This is a genomic window from Saccharopolyspora elongata (genome assembly GCF_004348985.1).
Classification (GTDB): Bacteria; Actinomycetota; Actinomycetes; order Mycobacteriales; family Pseudonocardiaceae; genus Saccharopolyspora; species Saccharopolyspora elongata.
In genome coordinates this window covers 139,313-159,131 of sequence record NZ_SMKW01000002.1, presented here as the reverse complement: position 1 = coordinate 159,131, position 19,819 = coordinate 139,313, and the positions used below count along the sequence as shown (strand labels likewise).

The 19,819-nt window shown below is 71.4% G+C and carries 17 protein-coding genes; 8 read left to right on the top strand and 9 right to left on the bottom strand.

The features are described 5' to 3' along the window. The first annotated feature begins 56 nt into the window (after nucleotides 1-56). Both E1288_RS02440 and E1288_RS02435 read left to right on the top strand, forming a co-directional pair. Nucleotides 57-1,019 (top strand): adenosine deaminase, encoded by a 963-nt coding sequence (locus E1288_RS02440; RefSeq protein WP_132479989.1) that lies wholly within the window; start codon nucleotides 57-59, stop codon nucleotides 1,017-1,019. Next, a complete protein-coding gene (locus E1288_RS02435; RefSeq protein ID WP_132479986.1) occupies nucleotides 1,016-2,218 on the top strand; it encodes a metal-dependent hydrolase family protein in 1,203 nt (400 codons plus the stop codon). The genes E1288_RS02440 and E1288_RS02435 overlap by 4 nt, the downstream gene beginning before the upstream one ends. Before the next feature lie 11 nt (nucleotides 2,219-2,229). Here E1288_RS02435 and E1288_RS02430 read toward each other — a convergent pair whose 3' ends face one another. The 3 genes from E1288_RS02430 to E1288_RS02420 all read right to left on the bottom strand — a co-directional run bounded on the left by E1288_RS02430 (nucleotide 2,230) and on the right by E1288_RS02420 (nucleotide 4,904). Next, on the bottom strand, nucleotides 2,230-2,841 hold the full coding sequence (locus E1288_RS02430) for a hypothetical protein (protein WP_132479983.1): 612 nt from the start codon (nucleotides 2,839-2,841) through the stop codon (nucleotides 2,230-2,232). Between the two features lie 113 nt (nucleotides 2,842-2,954). Continuing rightward, on the bottom strand, nucleotides 2,955-4,109 hold the full coding sequence (locus tag E1288_RS02425; RefSeq protein WP_132479980.1) for a PucR family transcriptional regulator: 1,155 nt from the start codon (nucleotides 4,107-4,109) through the stop codon (nucleotides 2,955-2,957). A 150-nt stretch (nucleotides 4,110-4,259) separates the two neighbouring features. Further along, the gene (locus tag E1288_RS02420) at nucleotides 4,260-4,904 is read right to left on the bottom strand and encodes a GntR family transcriptional regulator (protein ID WP_132479977.1); all 645 of its coding nucleotides are present in this window, start codon (nucleotides 4,902-4,904) and stop codon (nucleotides 4,260-4,262) included. Nucleotides 4,905-4,982: 78 nt separating this feature from the next. Here E1288_RS02420 and lhgO point away from each other — a divergent pair, with 78 nt between their 5' ends. Continuing rightward, the gene (gene lhgO, locus E1288_RS02415; protein WP_132479974.1) at nucleotides 4,983-6,230 is read left to right on the top strand and encodes an L-2-hydroxyglutarate oxidase; all 1,248 of its coding nucleotides are present in this window, start codon (nucleotides 4,983-4,985) and stop codon (nucleotides 6,228-6,230) included. Nucleotides 6,231-6,261: 31 nt separating this feature from the next. Here the strand turns inward: lhgO and E1288_RS02410 are convergent, their stop codons facing one another. Continuing rightward, a complete protein-coding gene (locus E1288_RS02410; protein WP_207954131.1) occupies nucleotides 6,262-7,464 on the bottom strand; it encodes a damage-control phosphatase ARMT1 family protein in 1,203 nt (400 codons plus the stop codon). Nucleotides 7,465-7,480: 16 nt separating this feature from the next. Here E1288_RS02410 and E1288_RS02405 point away from each other — a divergent pair, with 16 nt between their 5' ends. Further along, nucleotides 7,481-7,795, top strand: coding sequence for a hypothetical protein (locus tag E1288_RS02405; protein WP_132479968.1), 315 nt, complete (start codon nucleotides 7,481-7,483; stop codon nucleotides 7,793-7,795). 37 nt (nucleotides 7,796-7,832) lie between these two features. Here E1288_RS02405 and E1288_RS02400 read toward each other — a convergent pair whose 3' ends face one another. From E1288_RS02400 to E1288_RS02390, 3 genes are all read right to left on the bottom strand, one after another. Next, on the bottom strand, nucleotides 7,833-8,423 hold the full coding sequence (locus E1288_RS02400; protein ID WP_132479965.1) for a hypothetical protein: 591 nt from the start codon (nucleotides 8,421-8,423) through the stop codon (nucleotides 7,833-7,835). Between the two features lie 229 nt (nucleotides 8,424-8,652). Continuing rightward, on the bottom strand, nucleotides 8,653-11,313 hold the full coding sequence (locus tag E1288_RS02395) for a sugar-binding protein (protein WP_132479962.1): 2,661 nt from the start codon (nucleotides 11,311-11,313) through the stop codon (nucleotides 8,653-8,655). Between the two features lie 101 nt (nucleotides 11,314-11,414). Then, nucleotides 11,415-12,389: an aldo/keto reductase gene (locus tag E1288_RS02390; RefSeq protein WP_132479959.1), complete on the bottom strand. Its 975-nt coding sequence runs from the start codon at nucleotides 12,387-12,389 to the stop codon at nucleotides 11,415-11,417. Between the two features lie 188 nt (nucleotides 12,390-12,577). Between E1288_RS02390 and E1288_RS02385 the strand changes: the two genes are divergently transcribed. Then, entirely contained in the window at nucleotides 12,578-13,417 is an 840-nt protein-coding gene (locus E1288_RS02385) for a helix-turn-helix domain-containing protein (protein WP_132479956.1), read from the top strand. Between the two features lie 322 nt (nucleotides 13,418-13,739). Here E1288_RS02385 and E1288_RS02380 read toward each other — a convergent pair whose 3' ends face one another. Continuing rightward, nucleotides 13,740-15,455 (bottom strand): NB-ARC domain-containing protein, encoded by a 1,716-nt coding sequence (locus tag E1288_RS02380; RefSeq protein ID WP_165967948.1) that lies wholly within the window; start codon nucleotides 15,453-15,455, stop codon nucleotides 13,740-13,742. A 102-nt stretch (nucleotides 15,456-15,557) separates the two neighbouring features. Continuing rightward, on the bottom strand, nucleotides 15,558-16,019 hold the full coding sequence (locus E1288_RS02375; RefSeq protein ID WP_235883307.1) for a YcxB family protein: 462 nt from the start codon (nucleotides 16,017-16,019) through the stop codon (nucleotides 15,558-15,560). A 401-nt stretch (nucleotides 16,020-16,420) separates the two neighbouring features. On the opposite strand from E1288_RS02375, the gene E1288_RS02370 reads away from it, so the two are divergent. The 3 genes from E1288_RS02370 to E1288_RS02360 all read left to right on the top strand — a co-directional run bounded on the left by E1288_RS02370 (nucleotide 16,421) and on the right by E1288_RS02360 (nucleotide 19,818). After that, nucleotides 16,421-17,959, top strand: coding sequence for an alkaline phosphatase D family protein (locus tag E1288_RS02370; RefSeq protein ID WP_132479947.1), 1,539 nt, complete (start codon nucleotides 16,421-16,423; stop codon nucleotides 17,957-17,959). A gap of 5 nt (nucleotides 17,960-17,964) precedes the next feature. After that, nucleotides 17,965-18,810 carry a polysaccharide lyase family protein gene (locus tag E1288_RS02365; RefSeq protein WP_132479944.1) on the top strand — a complete coding sequence of 282 codons (846 nt, stop codon included), beginning with the start codon at nucleotides 17,965-17,967 and terminating at the stop codon, nucleotides 18,808-18,810. Between the two features lie 324 nt (nucleotides 18,811-19,134). After that, entirely contained in the window at nucleotides 19,135-19,818 is a 684-nt protein-coding gene (locus tag E1288_RS02360) for a FadR/GntR family transcriptional regulator (RefSeq protein ID WP_165967958.1), read from the top strand. Nucleotide 19,819: the final 1 nt, after the last annotated feature.

Sequence of the window (19,819 nt, the reverse complement as noted above, 5' to 3'; positions counted from 1 at the left end):
GCGCGCGGGCGGTTCCGGTTGGCTGTGGGGCGATGACGGTGGGAGGAGACACGTTCATGCTGCCGACGGCGGAGTTGCACATTCACATCGAGGGCACCTTGGAGCCCGAGATGCTGGTCCGCCTGGCGGCGCGCAACGGGGTGAAGCTGCCGACCACGGACATCGACGAGCTGCGCGCCCGGTACCGGTTCACCGACCTGCAGTCGTTCCTCGATCTGTACTACGCGAACCTGCCGGTGCTGCGCACCGAACAGGACTTCTACGACCTCACCAGCGCATACCTGGCGCGGGCCGCGCAGGCAGGCGTGCGGCGCGCCGAGATCTTCTTCGACCCGCAGACCCACCTGCGCAACGGCGTGCCGCTGGAGGCGGTGTTCGCGGGTCTCTCCGGCGCGCTGGACGACGCCCGCGACATCTCGACCGATCTGATCCTGTGCTTCCTGCGGGACCTCGGCGCGGACGCCGCGGAGGAGACGTTCCGGGCCGCGTTGCCGTTCCGCGACCGGTTCATCGGCGTGGGCCTGGACTCCGCCGAGGTCGGGCACCCGCCGTCGCTGTTCCGCGAGGTGTACCGGATGGCGGCGGCCGAGGGGCTGCACCGCGTCGCGCACGCCGGCGAGGAGGGCGGGCCCGACTACGTGTGGGAGGCGCTGGACGTGCTCGGCGTCGAGCGGATCGACCACGGCATCCGCGCGATGGAGGACGCGAAGCTGGTGCGGCGGCTGCGCGAGGAGCAGGTGCCGCTCACCGTCTGCCCGCTGTCCAATGTGGCCCTGCGGGTGGTGGGCGAGCTGGCCGATCACGTCCTGCCCGCGATGCTCGACGAGGGCCTGCTCGTCTGCGTCAACAGCGACGACCCCGCCTACTTCGGCGGTTACGTCGACGACAACTTCGCGGCGCTGCGCAGCGAACTCGGCCTGGACGACCAGCAGCTCGCGACGCTGGCCCGCAACTCGTTCGACGCCTGCTTCGCCCCGGCGGAGCAGAAGGCCCGCTGGAAGGCGGAGGTGACCGCATGACGCATCGGCTGGACGGCATCAGGGTCTGGGACGGCACCCGGGACGTCGGGGTCAGCGGCCTGGCGTGGGCGCCGGACCGCATCGAGGAGGTCACGCCCGCCGCCGAGGAGCGCTGGCCGGAGTTGTGCGTGCTGCCGGGCCTGGTGGACACGCACGTCCACCTGCTCGGCTTCGCCGGCGAGGGCGACGGCGGCACCGACACGTTCACCTTCCCGCTGGTCACCACGCGCGAGGAGCAGACGCTGCACGCGGCCGCGAACGCGCAGAAGGCGATGCGCCGGGGCGTCACGACGCTGCGGGACCTCGCGGGCGACCAGGCGCAGGCCGCGGCGCGGCGGGCGTTCGAACTCGGCATCATGCCTGGGCCGCGGCTGCTGGTCAGCGGCCCGGTCGGGATGACCGCGGGTCACGGCGACCTGTTCGTCCCGCCCGCGGTGAAGGAGCGGGCGCCGCTGGCCGACAGCCCCGACGAGTGCCGCAAGCTGGTGCGCACCTGGGCGCGGGCCGGGCTCACCGGGATCAAGATCTTCACCAGCGGCGGGGTGCTGTCGATCGGCGACAAGGTCGGCTGGCGCAACCACACCCGCGAGGAGCTCCGGGCGACCATCGACGAGGCGCACGCGCTGGGCATGCTCGTGTCCGCGCACGCGCACTCGGAGATCGGCATCCAGATCGCCCTGGAGGAAGGCGCGGACTCCATCGAGCACGGCACCGAGCTCACCGCGGAACAGGCGGAGGTGCTGGCCGCGCGCGGGACTCCGGTCGGGCCGACGCTGCTGATCAACGAGATCATCGCGCGGGGCAAGGCCGCCGCGAGCGCGGAGGCCCGCGACAAGGCCGCCGAGCTGGTCGCCCGCCGCGACGAGCTTTTCCGGGCCGCGGCGCGCGCCGGGGTGCGGTTCGTGCTCGCCACCGACGCCAGCGGCTACTTCGTCGAGTTCGGCGACCAGCTGACCGAGGTGGTCCGGATGACCGAGGTCCTCGGCATCGACGCGGAGACCGCGCTGCGCGCGGCCACCTCCGACGCCGCCGCCTCGATGGGCCTCGGGAACGTCACGGGGCGGATCGCGCCGGGCCTGGGCGCGGACTTCATCGTCCTGCGCGGCAGGCCCTGGGAGCGGGCGGCCGACCTGGCGCCGGAGAACATCGTCGCGGTCGTCTGCCGCGGCGTCCTCGTCGCCGGCGAACTCCCGTCCTGACGCGGTGCCGGTCAGTGATTCCAGACCGTGGTTTCGACGACCGGCACGCTGTTGGTCGCCGGTCCGTGCGTGACCTGCAAGAGGACCAGCGAGCCGCCGGAGGTCTGGATGCAGAAGGACGAACCTGCCCCCAGATCGCCGTCCGAGCTCGATTCGACGCTGCCCGATCCGGGTTCGTACACCCAGTCGACCCCGTTCGGGGCGCGCTCCACCGCGTGCCGGCAGTCGTCCCTGCTCGGTTGCTTGTCCTTGCCCATCCGGGCCACCTTCGCCTCGGTCCGGTACCCGGTGATGTTCCAGGCCCCGTCACAGGTGTCCCAGACGAGGTCGGTGCCGGCGGGAACGTCGTCGTAGGGTTCGAGCGCGGTGCTGACCCGGTCGCCCTGCACCTCGTCGAAATCGATCATCTGGCCTTGGCACGATCCGCCCTTGCCGGTGAACTTCAGGGCCAGCGAAGGCGACGAGGAACCCGGCGGGGCACTGGTGAAACCTCCGAACAGCTGCTTCCCGACGTCCGGGAAGAGCCAGGCGCCAAGTCCGATAGGCACGGCGACGATGGTGCAGATGGCCACGAGCGAGCGCTTCTTCGTCGACTCGCCTTGATCGTTGGCGCGCTTGGGCATGGACACGTCCTGACTCGAAGAGTGTGGGCGGGGCTCCTTGTCACTCAAGGTAAGGATCTTACCGGGGCTTACCGATCTCGGGTCGGATCGAGCCACTTGCCCGGATCACGCCGTCAGGCCGTGCCCGTTGCGGGCTGGTTGTTCTCGGCGACGTCCAGGCAGGTGAGCGCGAGGTAGAGGTCGACGCGGTCGCGCATCGAGGACAGGCTTCGGCCCGTCAGCTGCTCGATGCGCTGGATCCGGTACCGGAGCGTGTTCACGTGCACGTGGAGCTCCTCCGCGGAGCGCTGCCACGAACCGCAGGATTCGAGGAACGACGTGAGGGTGCCGATCAGGTCCGAGCCGTGCACGGCGTCGTAGTCGGCCAGCGGCGTGAGCATGTGGTGCCGGAACGAGCGGCGCAGCCGGGCCGGTAACGCCGACAGCAGGACGGCGTGCGAATCGACCTTCGACCCGGACACCACCAACGGCGCCCGGCCCGGCCCGTGGCCCCGCGCGGAACGCAGCCGCCGGCGGGCGATCTCCAGCGCCGAACCCAGGTCGCTGACGCTGGCGGTCCGCTCGCTCACGCCCGCCAGCAGCCGGGGCCGGCCAGGCAGTTCGGCCGCCGACAACTCGGCGGCCACGCCGTCGAGGTGCTCGGCCGCGCCGTTGACCAGTAGCACGGCCTTGTCGTCGTCGGCGTGCACGAGGAGGCGGCGGCCGGGGGCCGCCAGCAGGTCGGCGAGGTTCTCCGCCAGGCCGTCGCCGGGGCCGGCCGAGGCAGCGACCACGACCGTCGGGAGGTGCGGGTCAGCGCCGAGCATCCGCAGGTGCGCCGACACCTCGCCGGGCGCCGCGGTGTCCGAGCCGAGCACGCCGACGAGGTCGGCGATCTGCCGCTGCTGCAGGGAAAGCCGCTGCTTCTCCGCCAGCACGGTCTCGCAGACCGGGGTGAACGACCGGTCCTCGGCGATCACCAGCAGCGGCAGGCCGAGCTCGGCGCACGCGGCCACCAGGCCCGCGGGCATCGCCCTGGTGACGAGCAGCCCGACGACCAGCCCGGCCGCCCGGCTGCGCGCCAGCGCCGCAGCGAACGGCCGGCTGTCGGCGGGCTCGCGGTACCAGAGGCAGCTGGTGAGCACGAGGTCACCGGGGAGCAGGAACCGGCTCGGATCCGGCAGGTCCGTCACGTAGGCGCGGCGCACCTCGCCGGTGAGCCCGGCCGCGCCCGCTTCCACGACGGACAACCCGAGGTCGAACTCGTGCACCAGCTCGCGCAGCCTCATCGTCTCTCCTCAACTCCGGTCGGTCGCCGAGGTAGCACATCATGGAGCCCCTGGTCCGCGCCAAGGCCGGGTCGGCTCCGGCGGGCCGTCGCGAGTCCGTTGTGGACGGTGTTGAACAGCCGGTGACGGGCCCGGTACGCCGCGCGATGCTCAGGTCTGGGCGGCGAGGACGTGGTCCCGGGCGCCCTCGACGTGGGCCGTGATCACGCGTCGCAGCGCTTGCGCATCGCGAGCCCGGAGGGCGTCGACCATCGCCTGGTGTTCGTCGTCGATGCGCTTCAGGTCGCGCCCGGAGCGGACCCAGCGGCGGCTGTAGGGCTCGACGAGGTGCAGCAGCTGGTCGATGAAGCGCAGCGCGAGCCGTCGCTCGGACAGGTCGTAGATCCGGCGGTGGAACTGGTAGTTGAGGGACGCGCGGCCCGCCGCGTCGGCACCCTTCTCGCGCATCCGATCGGCCATCGCCTGCAGCTCGTCGACGTCGCGTTCGCGGCAGCCGCGCACGATCTCCTCGGCGAGGTGCGGTTCGAGCCGGAGGCGCAGCTCGAAAAGCTCGGTGATGTCGTCGCGGCTGAGCTCGGCGACGATCATGCCGCGCTGCGGCTGCACCTCGATGAGGCCTTCGGCGGCCAGGGCGTGCAGCGCCTCGCGCAGCGGAATGCGGCTGACCGCCAGTTCGCCGGCCAGTTGTTCCTGGACCAGGCGGGTGCCCGGGAGGAGCTCGCCGCCCCGGATGGATTTCCGCAGCCGCGCGGCGATCACCTCGGCGCTGTTGCTGGTCCGGGCTGCACGAGTCACCGCGCCAGGATACTCATTGCCCTCTCCGCAGCGACTGTATACATTCGCTGCGGATCAACTCGAAGGGAAGGTTCCCGGATGTCCGGTGACGTCGACGTCGCAATCATCGGCGGCGGATTGCTCGGGCTGGCAACGGCGAGGGCGGTGCTGCGCGCGCATCCGGATGCCTCCGTGACCGTTCTGGAGAAGGAATCGCGGTGGGGCGCCCACCAGTCCGGGCACAACAGCAACGTGATCCACAGCGGCCTGTACTACGCACCGGGCAGCCTCAAGGCGCGACTGGCCCGCGCGGGCGGCGAAGCGATGATCCGCTACTGCGACGAGCACGGTGTGCCGGTCAAGCGCACCGGCAAGATCGTGGTCGCCACGGCCGAGGAGCAGCTGCCGCGGATGGACGCGCTCGAAGCCCGGGGCCGGGAGAACGGCGTCACGGTGCAGCGGTTGAGCCGCGGCGAGATCGCCGAGCGGGAACCGCACGTCGCCGGTGTCGGCGCGCTGGCGGTCGCCGACACCGCCATGACCGACTTCGGCCAGGTGTGCCGCGCCTTCGCGGCCGAGCTCACCGGGCTCGGCGCCGACCTGCGCACGAACTCGCCGGCGCGGTCGTTCACCGCCGCGGGCGACCGGACCGTCGTCCACACCTCAACCGGCGAGGTGCGGGCGCGGATCATCGTCAACTGCGCCGGCCTGCACAGCGACAAGATCGCCGAGGCCGCCGGGCACCGGCCGCCGGTGCGGATCATGCCCTTCCGCGGCGAGTACGCCGAGATCCGCCCGGCCCGGCGCGGCCTGATCAACAACCCGGTCTACCCGGTGCCCGACCCGGATCTGCCGTTCCTCGGCGTGCACGTGACGCCGATGCTCGACGGCACCGTGCACGTCGGACCCAACGCCGTGCCCGCCCTGGCGCGGCAGGGCTACCGGTGGCGCGACGTCGACCCGCGCATGCTGCGCGAACTGCTGCTCGACCCCGCGCTGCGCGGGCTCGCCCGGCGCTACTGGCGGTACGGCCTCGCGGAAATCGGGCGCTCGCTGGTCTGGCCGCTGTTCGTCCGCGAAGTCCGCCGGATGATCCCGGAGATCAACGGCGAGGACCTGCGCAGGCACGGCAGCGGCGTGCGGGCGCAGGCCGTCAAGCCCACCGGCGAACTGGTCGACGACTTCGTCATCAGCCACACCCCGCGCGCGATCCACGTGCTCAACGCCCCATCCCCGGCGGCGACGTCGAGCCTGCTCATCGGCAGCCACATCGCCGCCGAAGCCTTCGACCGGCTCGGGCTGGCCGACCTCGCCCGGGACGTGCGCGAGTCCCCGACCGGCATCTGACCCCGAACCCCTTGCGGCGCAACCACGTCGGTCAACGTGCGACCGCTGCACCGCCGGGGACCGCCGCCTGGACGAGCGCGTGGGAGCCGCTGGTCCGCCAGGCATCGCCGGTGCCGTCCAGCGCGGCGGCGGTCGCGTCGTCGAGGCCCACGACGACCTCCGACTTCAGGACGCGCAGCGCGACCACCGGGGACGGGAAGTGGCCGACGACGTCGGCGAACGGCGTGGTGGCTGGCCAGTACCGGTCGCCGACGAGGCGCCGGTAGTTCAGGTCGCCCTTCATGATGGTGACCGACGCGGACGCGAGCTCGGCGCGCAGATCAGCGGGCATGGCGCGGTAGTCCAGCGGCGCGCAGAAGAACGGATGGGCGCGCACCTCGATCCGCCCGTCCCGCAGGCCGTCCCAGATCCGCCGCCCGACCGCGCCCGCCTCCCCGGCGAGGCCCACCAGGTGGCGCAGGACGCCGACGACGTCGGCGGGCGTGGCGTCGGAGACGTAGTACGGCGCCGGCTTGACGTGCAGGACGACGTGGTCCGCGCGGCCGGTCGCCAGCAGGTGATCGGTCAGCACCAGGTCGGCGGCCAGCTCGCCGGCGGAGTTGTCGGCGACGAGGTGGACCGGGCCGGGCTCGCCGAACAGCGACCAGAACACCTGGCTGTCGCCGGTCACCAACCCGGCCGCAGTGCCCTCGGCGCCCGCCGACATCCGGAACGCGAGATCGGCCTGGTTTCCCCACACCGCCGCCCGCACCACGGTGTCATCGCGATCCGCCTCGCTTAGCCGCGGCAACGCGTCCAGCGCCGCCAGCGCCTCGGCGGTGCCGGCGCTGCGGAGCTCCGCTTCCTTCATCGGAGCGAACGGATCGATCCCGCGCCACGACCCGGGCTCGAAGTATCCGACGGCTGCGAGCAGCCTGCGGAAGAAGTAGCTCTCAGCCCACAGGAACGAGCAGTCCGACCACGGCCTGCCCAGCCGGTCCGCCGCCCAGGCCGCCCAAACGCCGTGGTCGGGTGCGTCATCACCGAGCGGCTCGACCACTCCCCCGGTCGTCTCGCGCAGCAGCTCCGCCAGCCTGCCGCGCACGTCCGCCCCGTAGGGGAACGCGGCGCACAGCTGCTCGATCATCGCCGGATGGCGTTCGTGGAACACCTTCCAGGCGAACGAACCCGGCACCCCGATCGTGATCAACGGCGCTTCCGGTCCCACCACTGCTCCCGTCTCGTGCCCATCCACCCGCCGAAGCCTACGCATGCGCCGCAAGCGTCCACATCAGACGTCCGCATCGCACGTTCGGGGCAACCTGAAGGCCCAGGGACTGCTGGTCACCGAGGACAAGTTCGTCTTCAGCACCTCGGCCACCACCAAGAACCGCAGCAACCTCTACATCTCTGACCGGGCCGGGTGCTTCCGGGCGCCGAGCATGAGCGAAGGCATGACGACCTACGGCGACAACGCCTACCTGCTCTTCGGATCCGGCGCGCAGGTCTACGAGCACAAGACGACCAACCCGGTCAAAAAGCACCACCGGGCCAAGACCTCGAAGCTGACTTCTGACCGACCGTAACGACAACGGGGCCGCGCCCGCACAGGACGCGACCCTGTCACGTCCCAGCGGCGGCCGCCTCGCGGCGCCGACTGGTGGGGCGACCAACCGCGAGCGGGGCCAGTGCTGCGAGGACGCACAGTGCGCCGACCGGGATCAGGTCGAGCGACACGACCGGCAGCATCGATCCGGCAAGGATGAGCGTGGGGCACCACCACGCGACCACCTTCGCCCTGGCCAGCATGATCGCCAAGGCCAGCAGCCCGACGTACAGCAACGGCGGCCCGACCACGTAGAAGACGACGCGCGCACCCGGGATGGCGCTGACCTCAGCGCTGATCGCACGCATCCCGGCCTTGTCCGTCGCCAGCAGCCCGGCCGCGACGTCGATCGCGAACTGAACGACCGAAGTGCCCACGCCGACGGACGTGACGACGGTCCAGAAGGTCCGGCCGCGGGTCGCCAACTCGCGTCGCAGCCCCAGGACAGCTGGGACGAACAACGCTAGGCCGACGAGGTTCACGAGGTGGGCGACCTGCCAGTCGAGACCCGGGCCGTACTGCCCGTCCATCCTCCCGACGAGGCGAACGACACCGTACCCGGCGAAGCACAGCGGCGCCGCGATCAGACATGCACGTGAGAACGTCATGCACCGACCCTGGCCCGGGCCGGTCTCGTGGTCATCGGGGCTTTCCCCCAACAGACCCGGACCTTCGCCGTCGGCACAACGACACGCCGACGGCTGTGGACAACCCGTCTCGCCTGTGGACAGCTCCCGCAATTTCAATGGAAATCGGACCTTCGATTTCCATTGAAATTGCGGACACATCGGCGCTCTGGGCGCGGTAGACGGCCGTGCTGGCGATTCCGCGTGCTGCCTACCGGATCTCAGCGGCTGATGCCGCCGTGGCTCCGGTCGGGGTGGTGAATCCCGCTAGCAGTCGTGTCGGCTTGCCGTTGGGGACCGCGATCGTCGTGGTTCGCTCGCCTTGGCCGTCCACTTCGATCTCCTGGTCCGCAAGGACCGCTCCGTCGGCGTCCACCGCGAACAGGTGGATCCTTCCCGGGCCGTTCGCCTCCAGGCTCGCGTGGACCTCGCCTCCGTCGGCTCGTGCGCTCGTGAGCCGGGTGGCCGAATCACCCGCCGGCGGGGCACCGCCCAGCGAGGTGCTCAGGCGGAGGGCTTGCTCGACGGACCCCGGTGAGTCCACTGAGGACAGCGCGTCCAACGGGAGCACCGGGGCCGGTGGCGGGGCCGGGTCTCCCGCGGGCCGGTCTTGGAGGAGCGCGTGGCCCCAGCGGTACGGGTCGCCCTGCACGCCGCCCCAGGTGGACCAGCCGATCCGGGACTGGCCGGTGAGGTCCTGGGTGTCCGAGTCGTACACCAGGACGTTCAGGCCCAGGCGCCGGGGATCGACCGATCCCGGCAGGTCCTGCAGCGGAATCGCAACCTCGACCGCGTAACCGCCCTCGCGGGGCTTCGACGCGAGCTCCACGCCCGGCGCGGTCTCCTCGCCCGGGCCCTGGTGGTTGTCCGCATCCCTTGCGTAGCAAGGATTTCCGGCCCCGCTGGTAGACGGCAGGACCGCCACCTTGAAGGTGCTCGACGTGTTCTCCGAATCCGCCTTCGGGTCGATGGTGATCTCGACCGCGTCGGTGCGCCAGTGCCGCTTGCAGTCCTCCGGAGCCAGCATCGCACCCTGCTCGTCGTCCACGACGTCGACCAGTGCATACAGCTTGTCGCCGCGCCAGGACAGCCTTGCCGTGGCGGCGCAATCCGGAGCCGAGCACTGCTCGCCCTCCCACAACGCGGACACGTCGAGCGGGGCGCCCGGGTACTCCTGCGGTCCGGCTTCGCCGTCCACCACCGGATCCGAGCCCGCCTGCGGGATCGTCGCGGCAGGCACCAGTTCGAGGGCCGCGGTGGTCTCGCTCGTCGTCGCGTCGTCGGTGCGGGCGGTCAAGGTGTAGGCGTGGTCGCCGCCCTGCATTCCGGTGGGGATTCCGGAGTCGGTGCTGCGCACCTCGTACGTGAGCGACGCGGTTTCACCGGGACCGACTTCCTCGAACCGCTGCTGCGCGTTCGGCACGTCGAATCCCCGCGGCGCCGCGAACCGAACCGCACCCGAGCGGGGCTGCGCGCTGTAGTTGCGGACGATCACCTGAACGTCGCGCTCGCCGAGCGCCGGAACGGTCTGGACCGGCGGGACCTTGTTCTCCAGCAGGGGGAATCGCGCTTCCGCCGTCCACCGCTGGAACTCCGCGACACCCGGCAGCGGCGCCTGCTCTGCCACCACCGGTGGCACGACGTCGAACCGCAGCTCGCTCTCCGCGCGTCCCTGCGGGGTTTCGACCCGCACCGGGACCGGCACCCGCGCAGCGGCCTGCCGCGGCGGCGCGGTCACGACGAAATCGACTCGCGCGGTCGCCCCCGGTTCGATCGTCCCGTGCGCGCCGTCGCCCCGGGCTTCCCAACCCGGCGGCAGATCCAGCGCGACCCGGCCCGCTTGCAGCGCCGTTTCCGCCGGTGCCGTCACCTCGACGCGGACCTGAGTGCTCTCGCCCGGAGTGATCCGCTGGCGCTCCGCGGTCGCGGCCAGTCCGGTGCCGATCGGGAGGCCGCCGGGAATCGGCAGCAACGCGCCGAGCAGCGGCGCGCCCGCGCCTTGCGCACCCGGCGCGTGCGGCGCGCGGTTGGCGATCTCGGTGAGGTGATCGCAGCCGACCTGTGCGGGATCGGCCGGGATGTCCGGCCGCCCGGCCCAACCCTGGCTCCTGTACTCGCGTTCGGCGGCGCGTTCCTGCTGCTCCCAGTTGATGTCGCCGGCTATCCCGTGCACGTAGTACTCGGGGCCGGGCGAATCCGCCGGGGTGGTGCGCTTCTCGCAGTCCGGTCCCTGGACCTCCTCCTCCGCTCCGGCCGCGTTCGACAGCACCCGGCGCACCGACCAGGGCGCCAAGCCCTCGTCGTCGACCTGCTCGGGGAACGCCGCGGGATCGGCGGCCTGGCGGTACGCCTCGAGCGCGAGCCGTGCGGCGTACTGGTGGTTGCCGTGGTTTCCCGGCGTGGGCGCGGGATCCATGGTGACGACGACCTCGGGCCTGGTCTGGCGCACGACGCGGACGAGCTTCGCGAGCACGTCGTCGTGGCGCCAGGCCTGTTCGGTCAGCGGGGCGCTCACCGTGTAGTAGAGATCGGGCTCGTCGAGGTTGTACACGTCCGTGACGCCGAGGCCACCGACCGCGTGCCGCTCCTCCCCTTCGCGCAGCAGGCCCAGCGCCGGTCCTTCCTCCGGGCCGACCGCGTTGCCGCCGCCTTCACCTCGGGTGATGGTCACGACGCCGGTGCGCACCTGGTGGTCGTGGCGCCACCGGCCGAACGTCGACAGCAGCGATGCCTCGTCGTCCGGGTGCGCGCCGACGAAGAGGACGTCCAGGTCCTGGGCGGGGCCCGGCTGCGCGGAGCCGGGCGACGCCAGCACCCCGGCACCCAGCGCAGCCGCCAGCACGACAACCGAACCAGTACGAACCGATGGCACCGAACCACTCCTCAGCCGAGATGATCACGCGACGCCGAGGATGGCACGGACGCCCTTGCCGTGCACCCGAAAACACGCCGCAGCGCACCGCGTCTCACGCTTCAGGACGGCCAGGCGTCCACCTTCGTCGCGTTGTCGCCGAAGACGAACGGGCTCGGCTCGCACTCGGCGATGAAGTCGCCGGGGAAACCGAGCCGGAACTCCACCGCGGCATCGAGCTCTTCGACCGCCTCGGTGGGCAGGACGACGTCGGCCGCGCCGACGTTCTCGACGATCTGCTCGGCGCTGCTGGCTCCGACGATCGGCAGCACCGCCGGGGATTTGCTGCGGGTCCAGGCGATCGCCACCTGGGCCGGCCGGACGCCCAGTTCGCCGGCGACCTTGCGGACGGCGTCGGCCGCCGCGCGGTCCCGTTCGGTGAGCGCGGCGGGATCGACTCGCCGGCCCACCGCGCCGGAGAGGACGCCGGCCGCGAGCGGCGCCCACGTCGTCACGCTCATCCCGAACGCCTCCGCCATCGGCAGGAGCTCCCGCTCGATGTCCCGGTTCAGCAGGTTGTAGGGCACCTGCAGGCCCGCGAACGGCGTCCAGTCCCGCCATTGCGCGAGCGTGTTCGCGCGGCTGACGACCCACGCCGGCGCGTCGGACACCCCGATGTGGAGGATCTTCCCCGCTCGCACGGCGTCGTCCAGCGCGCGCATGGTCTCCTCCACCGGCGTGTGGCGGTCCCAGATGTGCACCCAGTAGATGTCGATGTAGTCGGTGCGCAGGCGGCGGAGGCTCTGCTCCAGCGACAGCACGAGGTTCTTGCGGTGGTTGCCGGCGGCGTTGGGATCGGCGGCATCCCGCGACAACGTGTACTTCGTGCCGATGACGAAGCGGTCGCGCCGGTCGACGACCGTGCCGAGGATGCTCTCGCTCTCGCCATAAGCCGAGGCGGTGTCGAGAACGTTGCCGCCCGCATCGGCGTAGGCGTCGATGATGCGCCGGCACTCGCGTGCATCATCGATGACCATGGTGCCGAGGACGAGTTCGGAAACGCGCAGGCCGGTTCGGCCGAACAGCCGGTATCGCATCGTCACACCACCTCCGTGCCGACCGCCGCACGACGGGCGCGGGTTCGGCTTCGGAGGTACTCGATGCGGGTGGAAGCACTCATGCCCACCAGGCTGTTACATGCCGGCTGCCGGAGGGAGGCCCTGTCGGGGCCCGTCTGCGGGCCGATCCGCTTCCACCGGGCGCCCGGCCACCTAGACTCTGGCGCGTGACCGACAAAGCGCTGGGCAAATTCCTGCGAGCCCGACGGGAGGCAACCGCACCGTCCGAGGCCGGGCCGTCGCTCGGAACGCGCCGCACCCCGGGCTTGCGCCGGTCCGAGCTGGCCGCGCTCGCGGGCATCAGCGTCGAGTACCTGACGCGCCTGGAACGCGGCAGCGACCGCCGGCCATCCGGGCAGGTGCTCGGCTCCCTCGCCGACGCCCTGCACCTCTCGCCCGAGGAACGCGTGCACCTGCACCGTCTGGTCAAGCTCAGCGACGGAGCGGTGTGCCCGCAGGCGACCGCGCCCGTGCGCTCGTTGCGCCCCACCCTGCGCGCCCTGCTCGACCGGTTGGAGCCCGGTCCCGCGTTCATCATCGACTCGCAATCCGACATCCTCGCCCACACCGAGGGATTCCGGCTGCTCGCGATGCCGATCGGCGTCCTCGACACCGACCCGCCGAACCTCGCGCGGTTCGTGTTCACCGATGCCAGGGCGCGCACGACGTTCCCGGAGTGGGATCGTGTCGCGGACGAGCAGGCCGCGACATTGCGCGCGGCGACCGATCTCGGCGATCTGATGTCGGCAGCGCTGGCCGACGAGCTGTCGGTGACGGCTGGCGCGGAATTCAGCCGCCGATTCGCGAGCGCGGCGACCCTCCCGCCCTCGACCGGCGTCGAGCGGTGGACGCACCCCATCGCCGGCGAGATTCGCCTGGCCTACGAAAATCTCGCCGTCCCAGGCCCCGACGACCACCGCCTGGTCGTCCACCTCCCAGCCGACGCGGCAACCGCCGAGGCCCTCGAAGCCCTGCACGCTGATCACCTGGCTCCGGCAACCGGCTAACAGACAGCGGCATTCCAGGAGTGCAGATAGCGCTCAAGAAAAATCGGGCGGAGTTCACGTCCCTGTTGACGCACGAAAGCCCCACAAGTCTCCGACATCCCGCCGCCGCACAAACCGTAGAGATCATTGTCCCGCATGCTCGGGAGCAGCGAGAACCGATCCGGGCAAGCGTCGCCCCGTAATCAGCTCACCCCTGCGACCAGGTCGCATCCGACGCCGGCCACCTTGTCGCCAGCGACGTGGTCGAGGAACTCACCAGCCGCGCAGAACTACGACGGTCGGTCGGGACAGCAGGACACGTCCCGCGCCTGGATCGCTGACGTCAGTCCCGCGCGGCGGTTCGCCGCAGCAGTACCAGCGTCGACGCCAGCAGAGCCGCCGCCACGACCGCTTGCGCGAAAGCGAAAACGCCCCAGGAACCGACGAACTGTCCATCGGAATAGAAAGCGCCGCCGAGGTAGGTGAACTGCGGCCCGAGGAGCAGCGAACCGAGCAGGAGCAGCAGTTCCGGGCCGAGGTACGCGGCGACCGTCGCAGCGACGAACGCCCGCTGCGATTCGTCCCCGGGCTCCGTCAGGGCGGTGATCGCGCACAGCCCTCCGATGGCCACCACCGGTAGCAGCGCCGCCAACGCGCCGACATCGGCCATCACAGTCGTGCTGCCGTATTCGTACGGGATCCCAGCGAAGAGCATGACGAACTGCGCGGCGACCGCCCCGACCACGACGTAGGCGAGCGGGCGACGGCTGGGCGGCACGAAGCGCGCCCGCCGCGGCACCGCGTCGAACGGGGCCCACCGCATGACCAGCAGGACGGTGAAGGCGATCACCGAGAAGAACTCCAGCCACACCCACACGTCGGCATCGTCGTGGATCGAGACGAGCGCGTCCACGAGGCAGTAGACCACGTTCGCGACGACCAGCCCCGCGCCGATCACGCTCCGCCCGCCGGGACGCTCCATGAGCACGAGCCCGGCGAAGAGCAGGGCGAACCGGATCAGGAAGTACCCGAGCCCGAGGAAGCTGGACGCGGCGATCAGGCTGGTGGACACGAACAACGTGGTCGCCGTGACGGCCGCGGCGGCCGCGAAGAGGACCTTCGAGCTGCGCACCCAGCCGGGAGCCCGGACCCGGCTCCGCCAGTCGCCCTCGACCGGCGGTGGCGCACTGCGCGCCCGGGACCATTCGAGCACCGCCGCCATCCTGGCCGGCAGGTCGCCGACACCCGGCGGGCCGACCGAACTCCGCAATTCCGCCGCCAGCGCGGACAACGGCGCGCTCGCCGCGCTGGCGGCGACGACGCTCAGCGCGTGCGGCAGCCGCCCGCACAGCTCGATCAGCTCATCGGCAGCCTGCCGCTCGGCCGCCAACCGGTCGTCGCCCAGCCGGCGGGCCAGCAGCTCGCGCGCCTCGTCCGCGCCGAGCGGGTCCAGGGTGATCGAGCGGGCACCCTCGGCGATCAGGCCGGTCAGCTGGTTCCGGCTGGTCACCACGACGAACGCGGCGGAACCGCCGGGCAGCAGCGGGCGCACCTGCTCGGCGTCGCGGACGTCGTCGAGCACCACCAGCACCCGCCGGTCCGCCAGCAGCGTGCGGTACCGGGCGGCCTGCGCCGCCGGGTCCGACGGGATCTTGTCGTCCCCGAGCGCCTCCAGGAAGCTCCGCAACACGTCACCCGGCCGCACCGGCCAGCCGGAAGCGTCGGAGCCCCGCATGTTCGCGTACAACTGGCCGTCCGGGAACCGCTCGGCCACCTGGTTCGCCCAGTGCACGGCCAACGCGGTCTTGCCGATGCCCGCCGTCGCCTCGACCGCAGAGATCACCACCACGCGGGCGGATTCCGCCAGCACCGCGTTCAACGCTGCAGTCTCGTCCGCCTGCCCGGAGAACGACGCGACGGCCGGCGGCAGCTGCCGGGGCACCACCGGATCCCGTTGCCGCCCACCGAAGTGCACGCCGCCGTAGACGTTGCCGACCTGAGCGACCGGCCCGTTCACGGTGCCGCTCTGCTCGTTCTTGGTCTCGCCCTCATCGCCCACGAGCCACCCACCCCATCCCACCAGGCCCAATGCGACGTTCCGCCGACGATCTTAGCGCCGCCGCGACGACCCGAGAGTGGAAACCCGCACCATGCGGGCGGATCAGCGTCGTTTGGCGACGAAAGCCTCGAACTCGGCCCGCTGCTGCGGGGTCATCACGTCCTTGGGGACGACCATGGCCTGCGCCTTGCCGAACATCACGTACCAGGCCTCGGGGGTCTCCACCGCACGATCGAGCCCCTCCCACCGGCACCGCGACTCGACCAGCGGGTAGGCGACGTGCATCCACTCGTCGTCCAGCGTCAGGCGGTACCCGTGCTGGATGGCGGCGGCCTGGGTACGCATCCCCACCGCGACCATGATCGGCCCGATCGCGAACACGACCGCCAGCCCGCCGGCGGCGGCCGCATACCCGACCGCCGAGGAGGTGTCCAGCACGATCAGAACCACACCGAGGAAGGCGAGCACCCCGCCCAGGATGCGGGTGAGGAGCACGTAAGGACGGGACAGGAACCGGATCGTGCGCCGCAGGCGGTGCACGTCGTGGGGAATCTCAAGGGACATCTGCACCGACGCAGTTTAGAGACGATTTCAGGATCGGCTTGCGTGGCGGTGCGGGTAGCGGAACCTCACACGCCTTCTCACTCCGGGATCCCCGACTTGTGTATGACCAATACGCGGTGCTGGGGCTGTCCTCGCCAAGAACCCCGGTGGGGTGGGCACTGTCTGAGAACCCGCGGCGGTGCGAGCTGAGTCCCACACCGAATGCGGCTGACGCCGCATTCCGAAACGAACCCTTAGCGTGCGACCTGCCTGCACCGTCCACAATGTCCTGTCCTCGAACGGAACCGGGCCGCGACCGCTCCCGCCGGACGGGTCTCGGCCGCCGAGGCGTCATCCGGTCTTCACCTTTCGTCCCCTTTCGTCGATCAGGCTGTCGATCACGCACCTCCGATCGGAGCACGATGACCTCGACACGCCCCGGGTTCGACCGGCGCACCTTCCTGCAACTCGCCGGCGTCACCTCCGCGACGGTGGCGCTGGGGATCGCGGCGCCCGACGCCGCCGGGGCCGCCCCGGGCCGCCCGCTGCGCGACGGCGCCTTCTCCCTCGGCGTCGCCTCCGGCGATCCCCGCCCGGACGGGGTGGTGCTGTGGACCCGGTTGGCGCCCGAGCCGCTCGCGGCCGACGGGCACGGCGGGATGCCATTGCGCCAGGTCCCGGTGCAGTACGAGGTCGCCGAGGACGAGCGGTTTCGCCGGATCGCCCGCCGCGGCACGGTCATCGCCTCCCCCGAACTCGCGCACTCCGTGCATCCCGAGGTCCGCGGCCTGCAACCCGGCCGGGAGTACTTCTACCGGTTCCGGGTCGGCGCGCAGCTCAGCCCGGCGGGCCGAACCCGGACGCTGCCGGCGCCCGGCCAGCGCACCGGCTCGTTCAGCTTCGCGACCGGCTCCTGCCAGGCCTGGTACCACGGCCACTTCGCCGCCCACCGGCATCTCGCCGACGAGGACCTGGACGCGGTGTTCTTCCTCGGCGACTACATCTACGAATACGGAATCACCGAGAGCAACCTGTGGCGGCGTGGCGCTCCCGCCCTGGGCCCGGAGCACCGCGTCGAGATCGAGACGCTGGAGCAGTACCGGCTGCGCTACGCGCTACACAAGAGCGACCCGCACCTGCAGGCCGCGCACGCCGCCGCCCCGTGGCTGGTGACCTGGGACGACCACGAGGTGCAGAACGACTACACCGCCGACCGATCGAAGTACGGCATCTCCCCGGAGCACTTCGAGCACCGCCGCGCGGTGGCCTACCGGGCGTTCTACGAGAACCTGCCGCTGTCGCTGGCGGCCCTGCCCAACGGCCCCGACGGCCGGGTCCACCGGCGGTTCGACGTCGGGTCGCTGGCCCGGATCAACATGCTGGACACCCGCCAGTTCCGCGACTCCCTCGACCTGCCCGCCCAGCAGCGGTCGATGCTGGGCGGCGAGCAGGAGCGGTGGCTCTACGACGGCATGGTCGGATCGCCCGCGACGTGGAACGTGATCGCCAACGGCGTCACCGTCGCGGCGATCACCGAGGACCGCACCGACCAGTGGGACGGCTTCCCCGCCGCGCGGGGCCGGCTGATCGAGGCGATGCAGCGCACCAGCAACCCGGTGGTGCTCACCGGCGACATCCACAAGCACGTCGCCGCCGAGCTCAAGGCCGACTTCGCCGACCCGGCCTCGCGCACCGTCGGCGTGGAGCTGATCTGCACCTCGATCGCCTCCGACGGGGACGGCGCGCCGACCGACAAGTACGCCGCGGACTGGTTGCAGCACCCGTACGTGAAGCTCTACGACGGCCGCCGCGGGTACGTGCACTGCCGGATGACGCCGGAGGAGCTCGTGTCCGAGTTCAAGATCGTCCCGTGGGTGCAGGCGGACGCGACCGCCCCGATCGAGACCGTCGCCCGCTTCAGCACTCCCGCCGGCAGCCCCGGCCTGCACAGGAAGGCCTGACTCCGATGGGCGCACCCTTCCCACCCGCCGTCACCGGCCTGCGCGGCCGGGGCGAGCTCGCCCGGATCGTCGTCGACTGGACGCCGGTTCCGTGGCACACCGTGGTCGACCACTACGCGGTGCACGGCGCACCCGGCTCCGGCGTGCGGATCTCAGCGGAGACCCTGCTGGCCAAGACCGTGTACCCGCACTTCGAGCACAAAGGGCTCGGCGGCGCCGCGCAGCGCTGGACGTACCGGGTGGTGACGATCGGCGCCTCCGGCGCGCGTTCCCGGCCGTCCGCGCCGATCCCGGTCACCAGCCGCGAGTCGGTGAGCGCGTCGGGGATCCCGCTGGCCGCCGTCGGCGACTTCGACGGCAAGGGGCTCGAGTTCGCGCTGTCCCCGGACGGGTACTCGCGGTATCCCACCACGTTCCCGGACGGCGTCGACTTCCGCCTCGGAACCGACGACCCGCGCAAGGCCTGGAGCTACCTGCAGCCCGGCCCCGCCGACTCCTGGGCCGGCCGGCGCGACCACCGGTTCCGGCTCCGCTTCGACCTCGCCGCCACGCCCACCACCGGCGTCGACCTGGCACTGTGGCTCATCGACAGCCACGCGACGATCCCCGGTTCCGCGGTGCTCGGCATCAACGGGACCACCGTCGACCGGCTGGTCTTCGCGGGCGGCGCGACGAAGGGCTCAACGCTGGGCGACAGCACCGCCGCCGGATCACCGCTGAAGCCCTCCTACCTGGAGCGGCCGCTGCCGGCCGAGCTCTTCCGCGTCGGGGAGAACGTCCTCGAACTGCACAAGGACGAGGGCTCTTGGATCGCCTACGACGCGATCGGGGTGTTCGCCCGGCGCGGCTGATGTCGCAGGCGGCGCCCGGGGCCATAGCCGCGGGGCGCCGACGACCGGTTACCGTACGTTGCGGTTCGCGCAGGAGACCTGCACCTCAGCGGCGGGATGGTATCGGTCGAGATGAGCTCGGTTCACGTGGCGTCCCCCGGATTTCGGCCGGGCAGTGACGGCATCGGGCACAAGCGTCACATCGGCATCAAACGGTCATACTTCACCTTTTCGGGCGTAATGACACGAAGGCTTGACAACAGAACGTGTTCGCGTTCACCCTTTCGTGCCATGAACCTGTCCGACAGCCGGGCAGCCGGACATGGCATCCGGCGAGTCGGCGCGATGGAGGCAGTCCTCGAGACCCTCCGCGACGCCATCGAACGAGGCGAGTACTCGGTGGGCGACAAGCTGCCCGCCGAGGCCGGCCTCAGCAAGGAGTTCGAGGTCAGCCGGTCGGTCGTGCGGGAGGCCCTGCGCGCCCTGCAGGCCCTCGGGCTCACGGCGTCGAAGACCGGCAAGGGCACGTTCGTGGTGTCGAACCGGCCGGTCGAGAACCCCGTGTTCGGCCACTACTCGGCGCGCGACCTCCTCGAAGCGCGCCGGCACGTCGAGGTCCCGGCCGCGGGCTACGCCGCGCGCCGGCACGCCTCGGACCACCTGGACACGCTCACCGAGCTGGTGGAGCGGATGGAGCAGGAGACCGACAACACCGCCTGGGTGGCGCTGGACTCGCTGTTCCACATCACCATCGCCCAGGCATCGGGCAACCCGGTCTTCGCGAAGGTCATCGAGGAGATCCGGGACGCGCTGGCCAGGCAGTCGACCCTGCTGAACCAGCTCGGTGACCGGCGCCCGGCATCCAACGTCGAGCACCGGTTGCTCCTGGAGGCGATCGGCGGCCGCGACGAGATCGCCGCGGCCGAGGCGATGACCCATCACCTGACCCACGTCGAAAGCACGCTCAGCAACATCGTCGGGGCCGCCGCTACCGCGGTGCCCGCAGCTGATGAGAACGGGGATAGCTGAA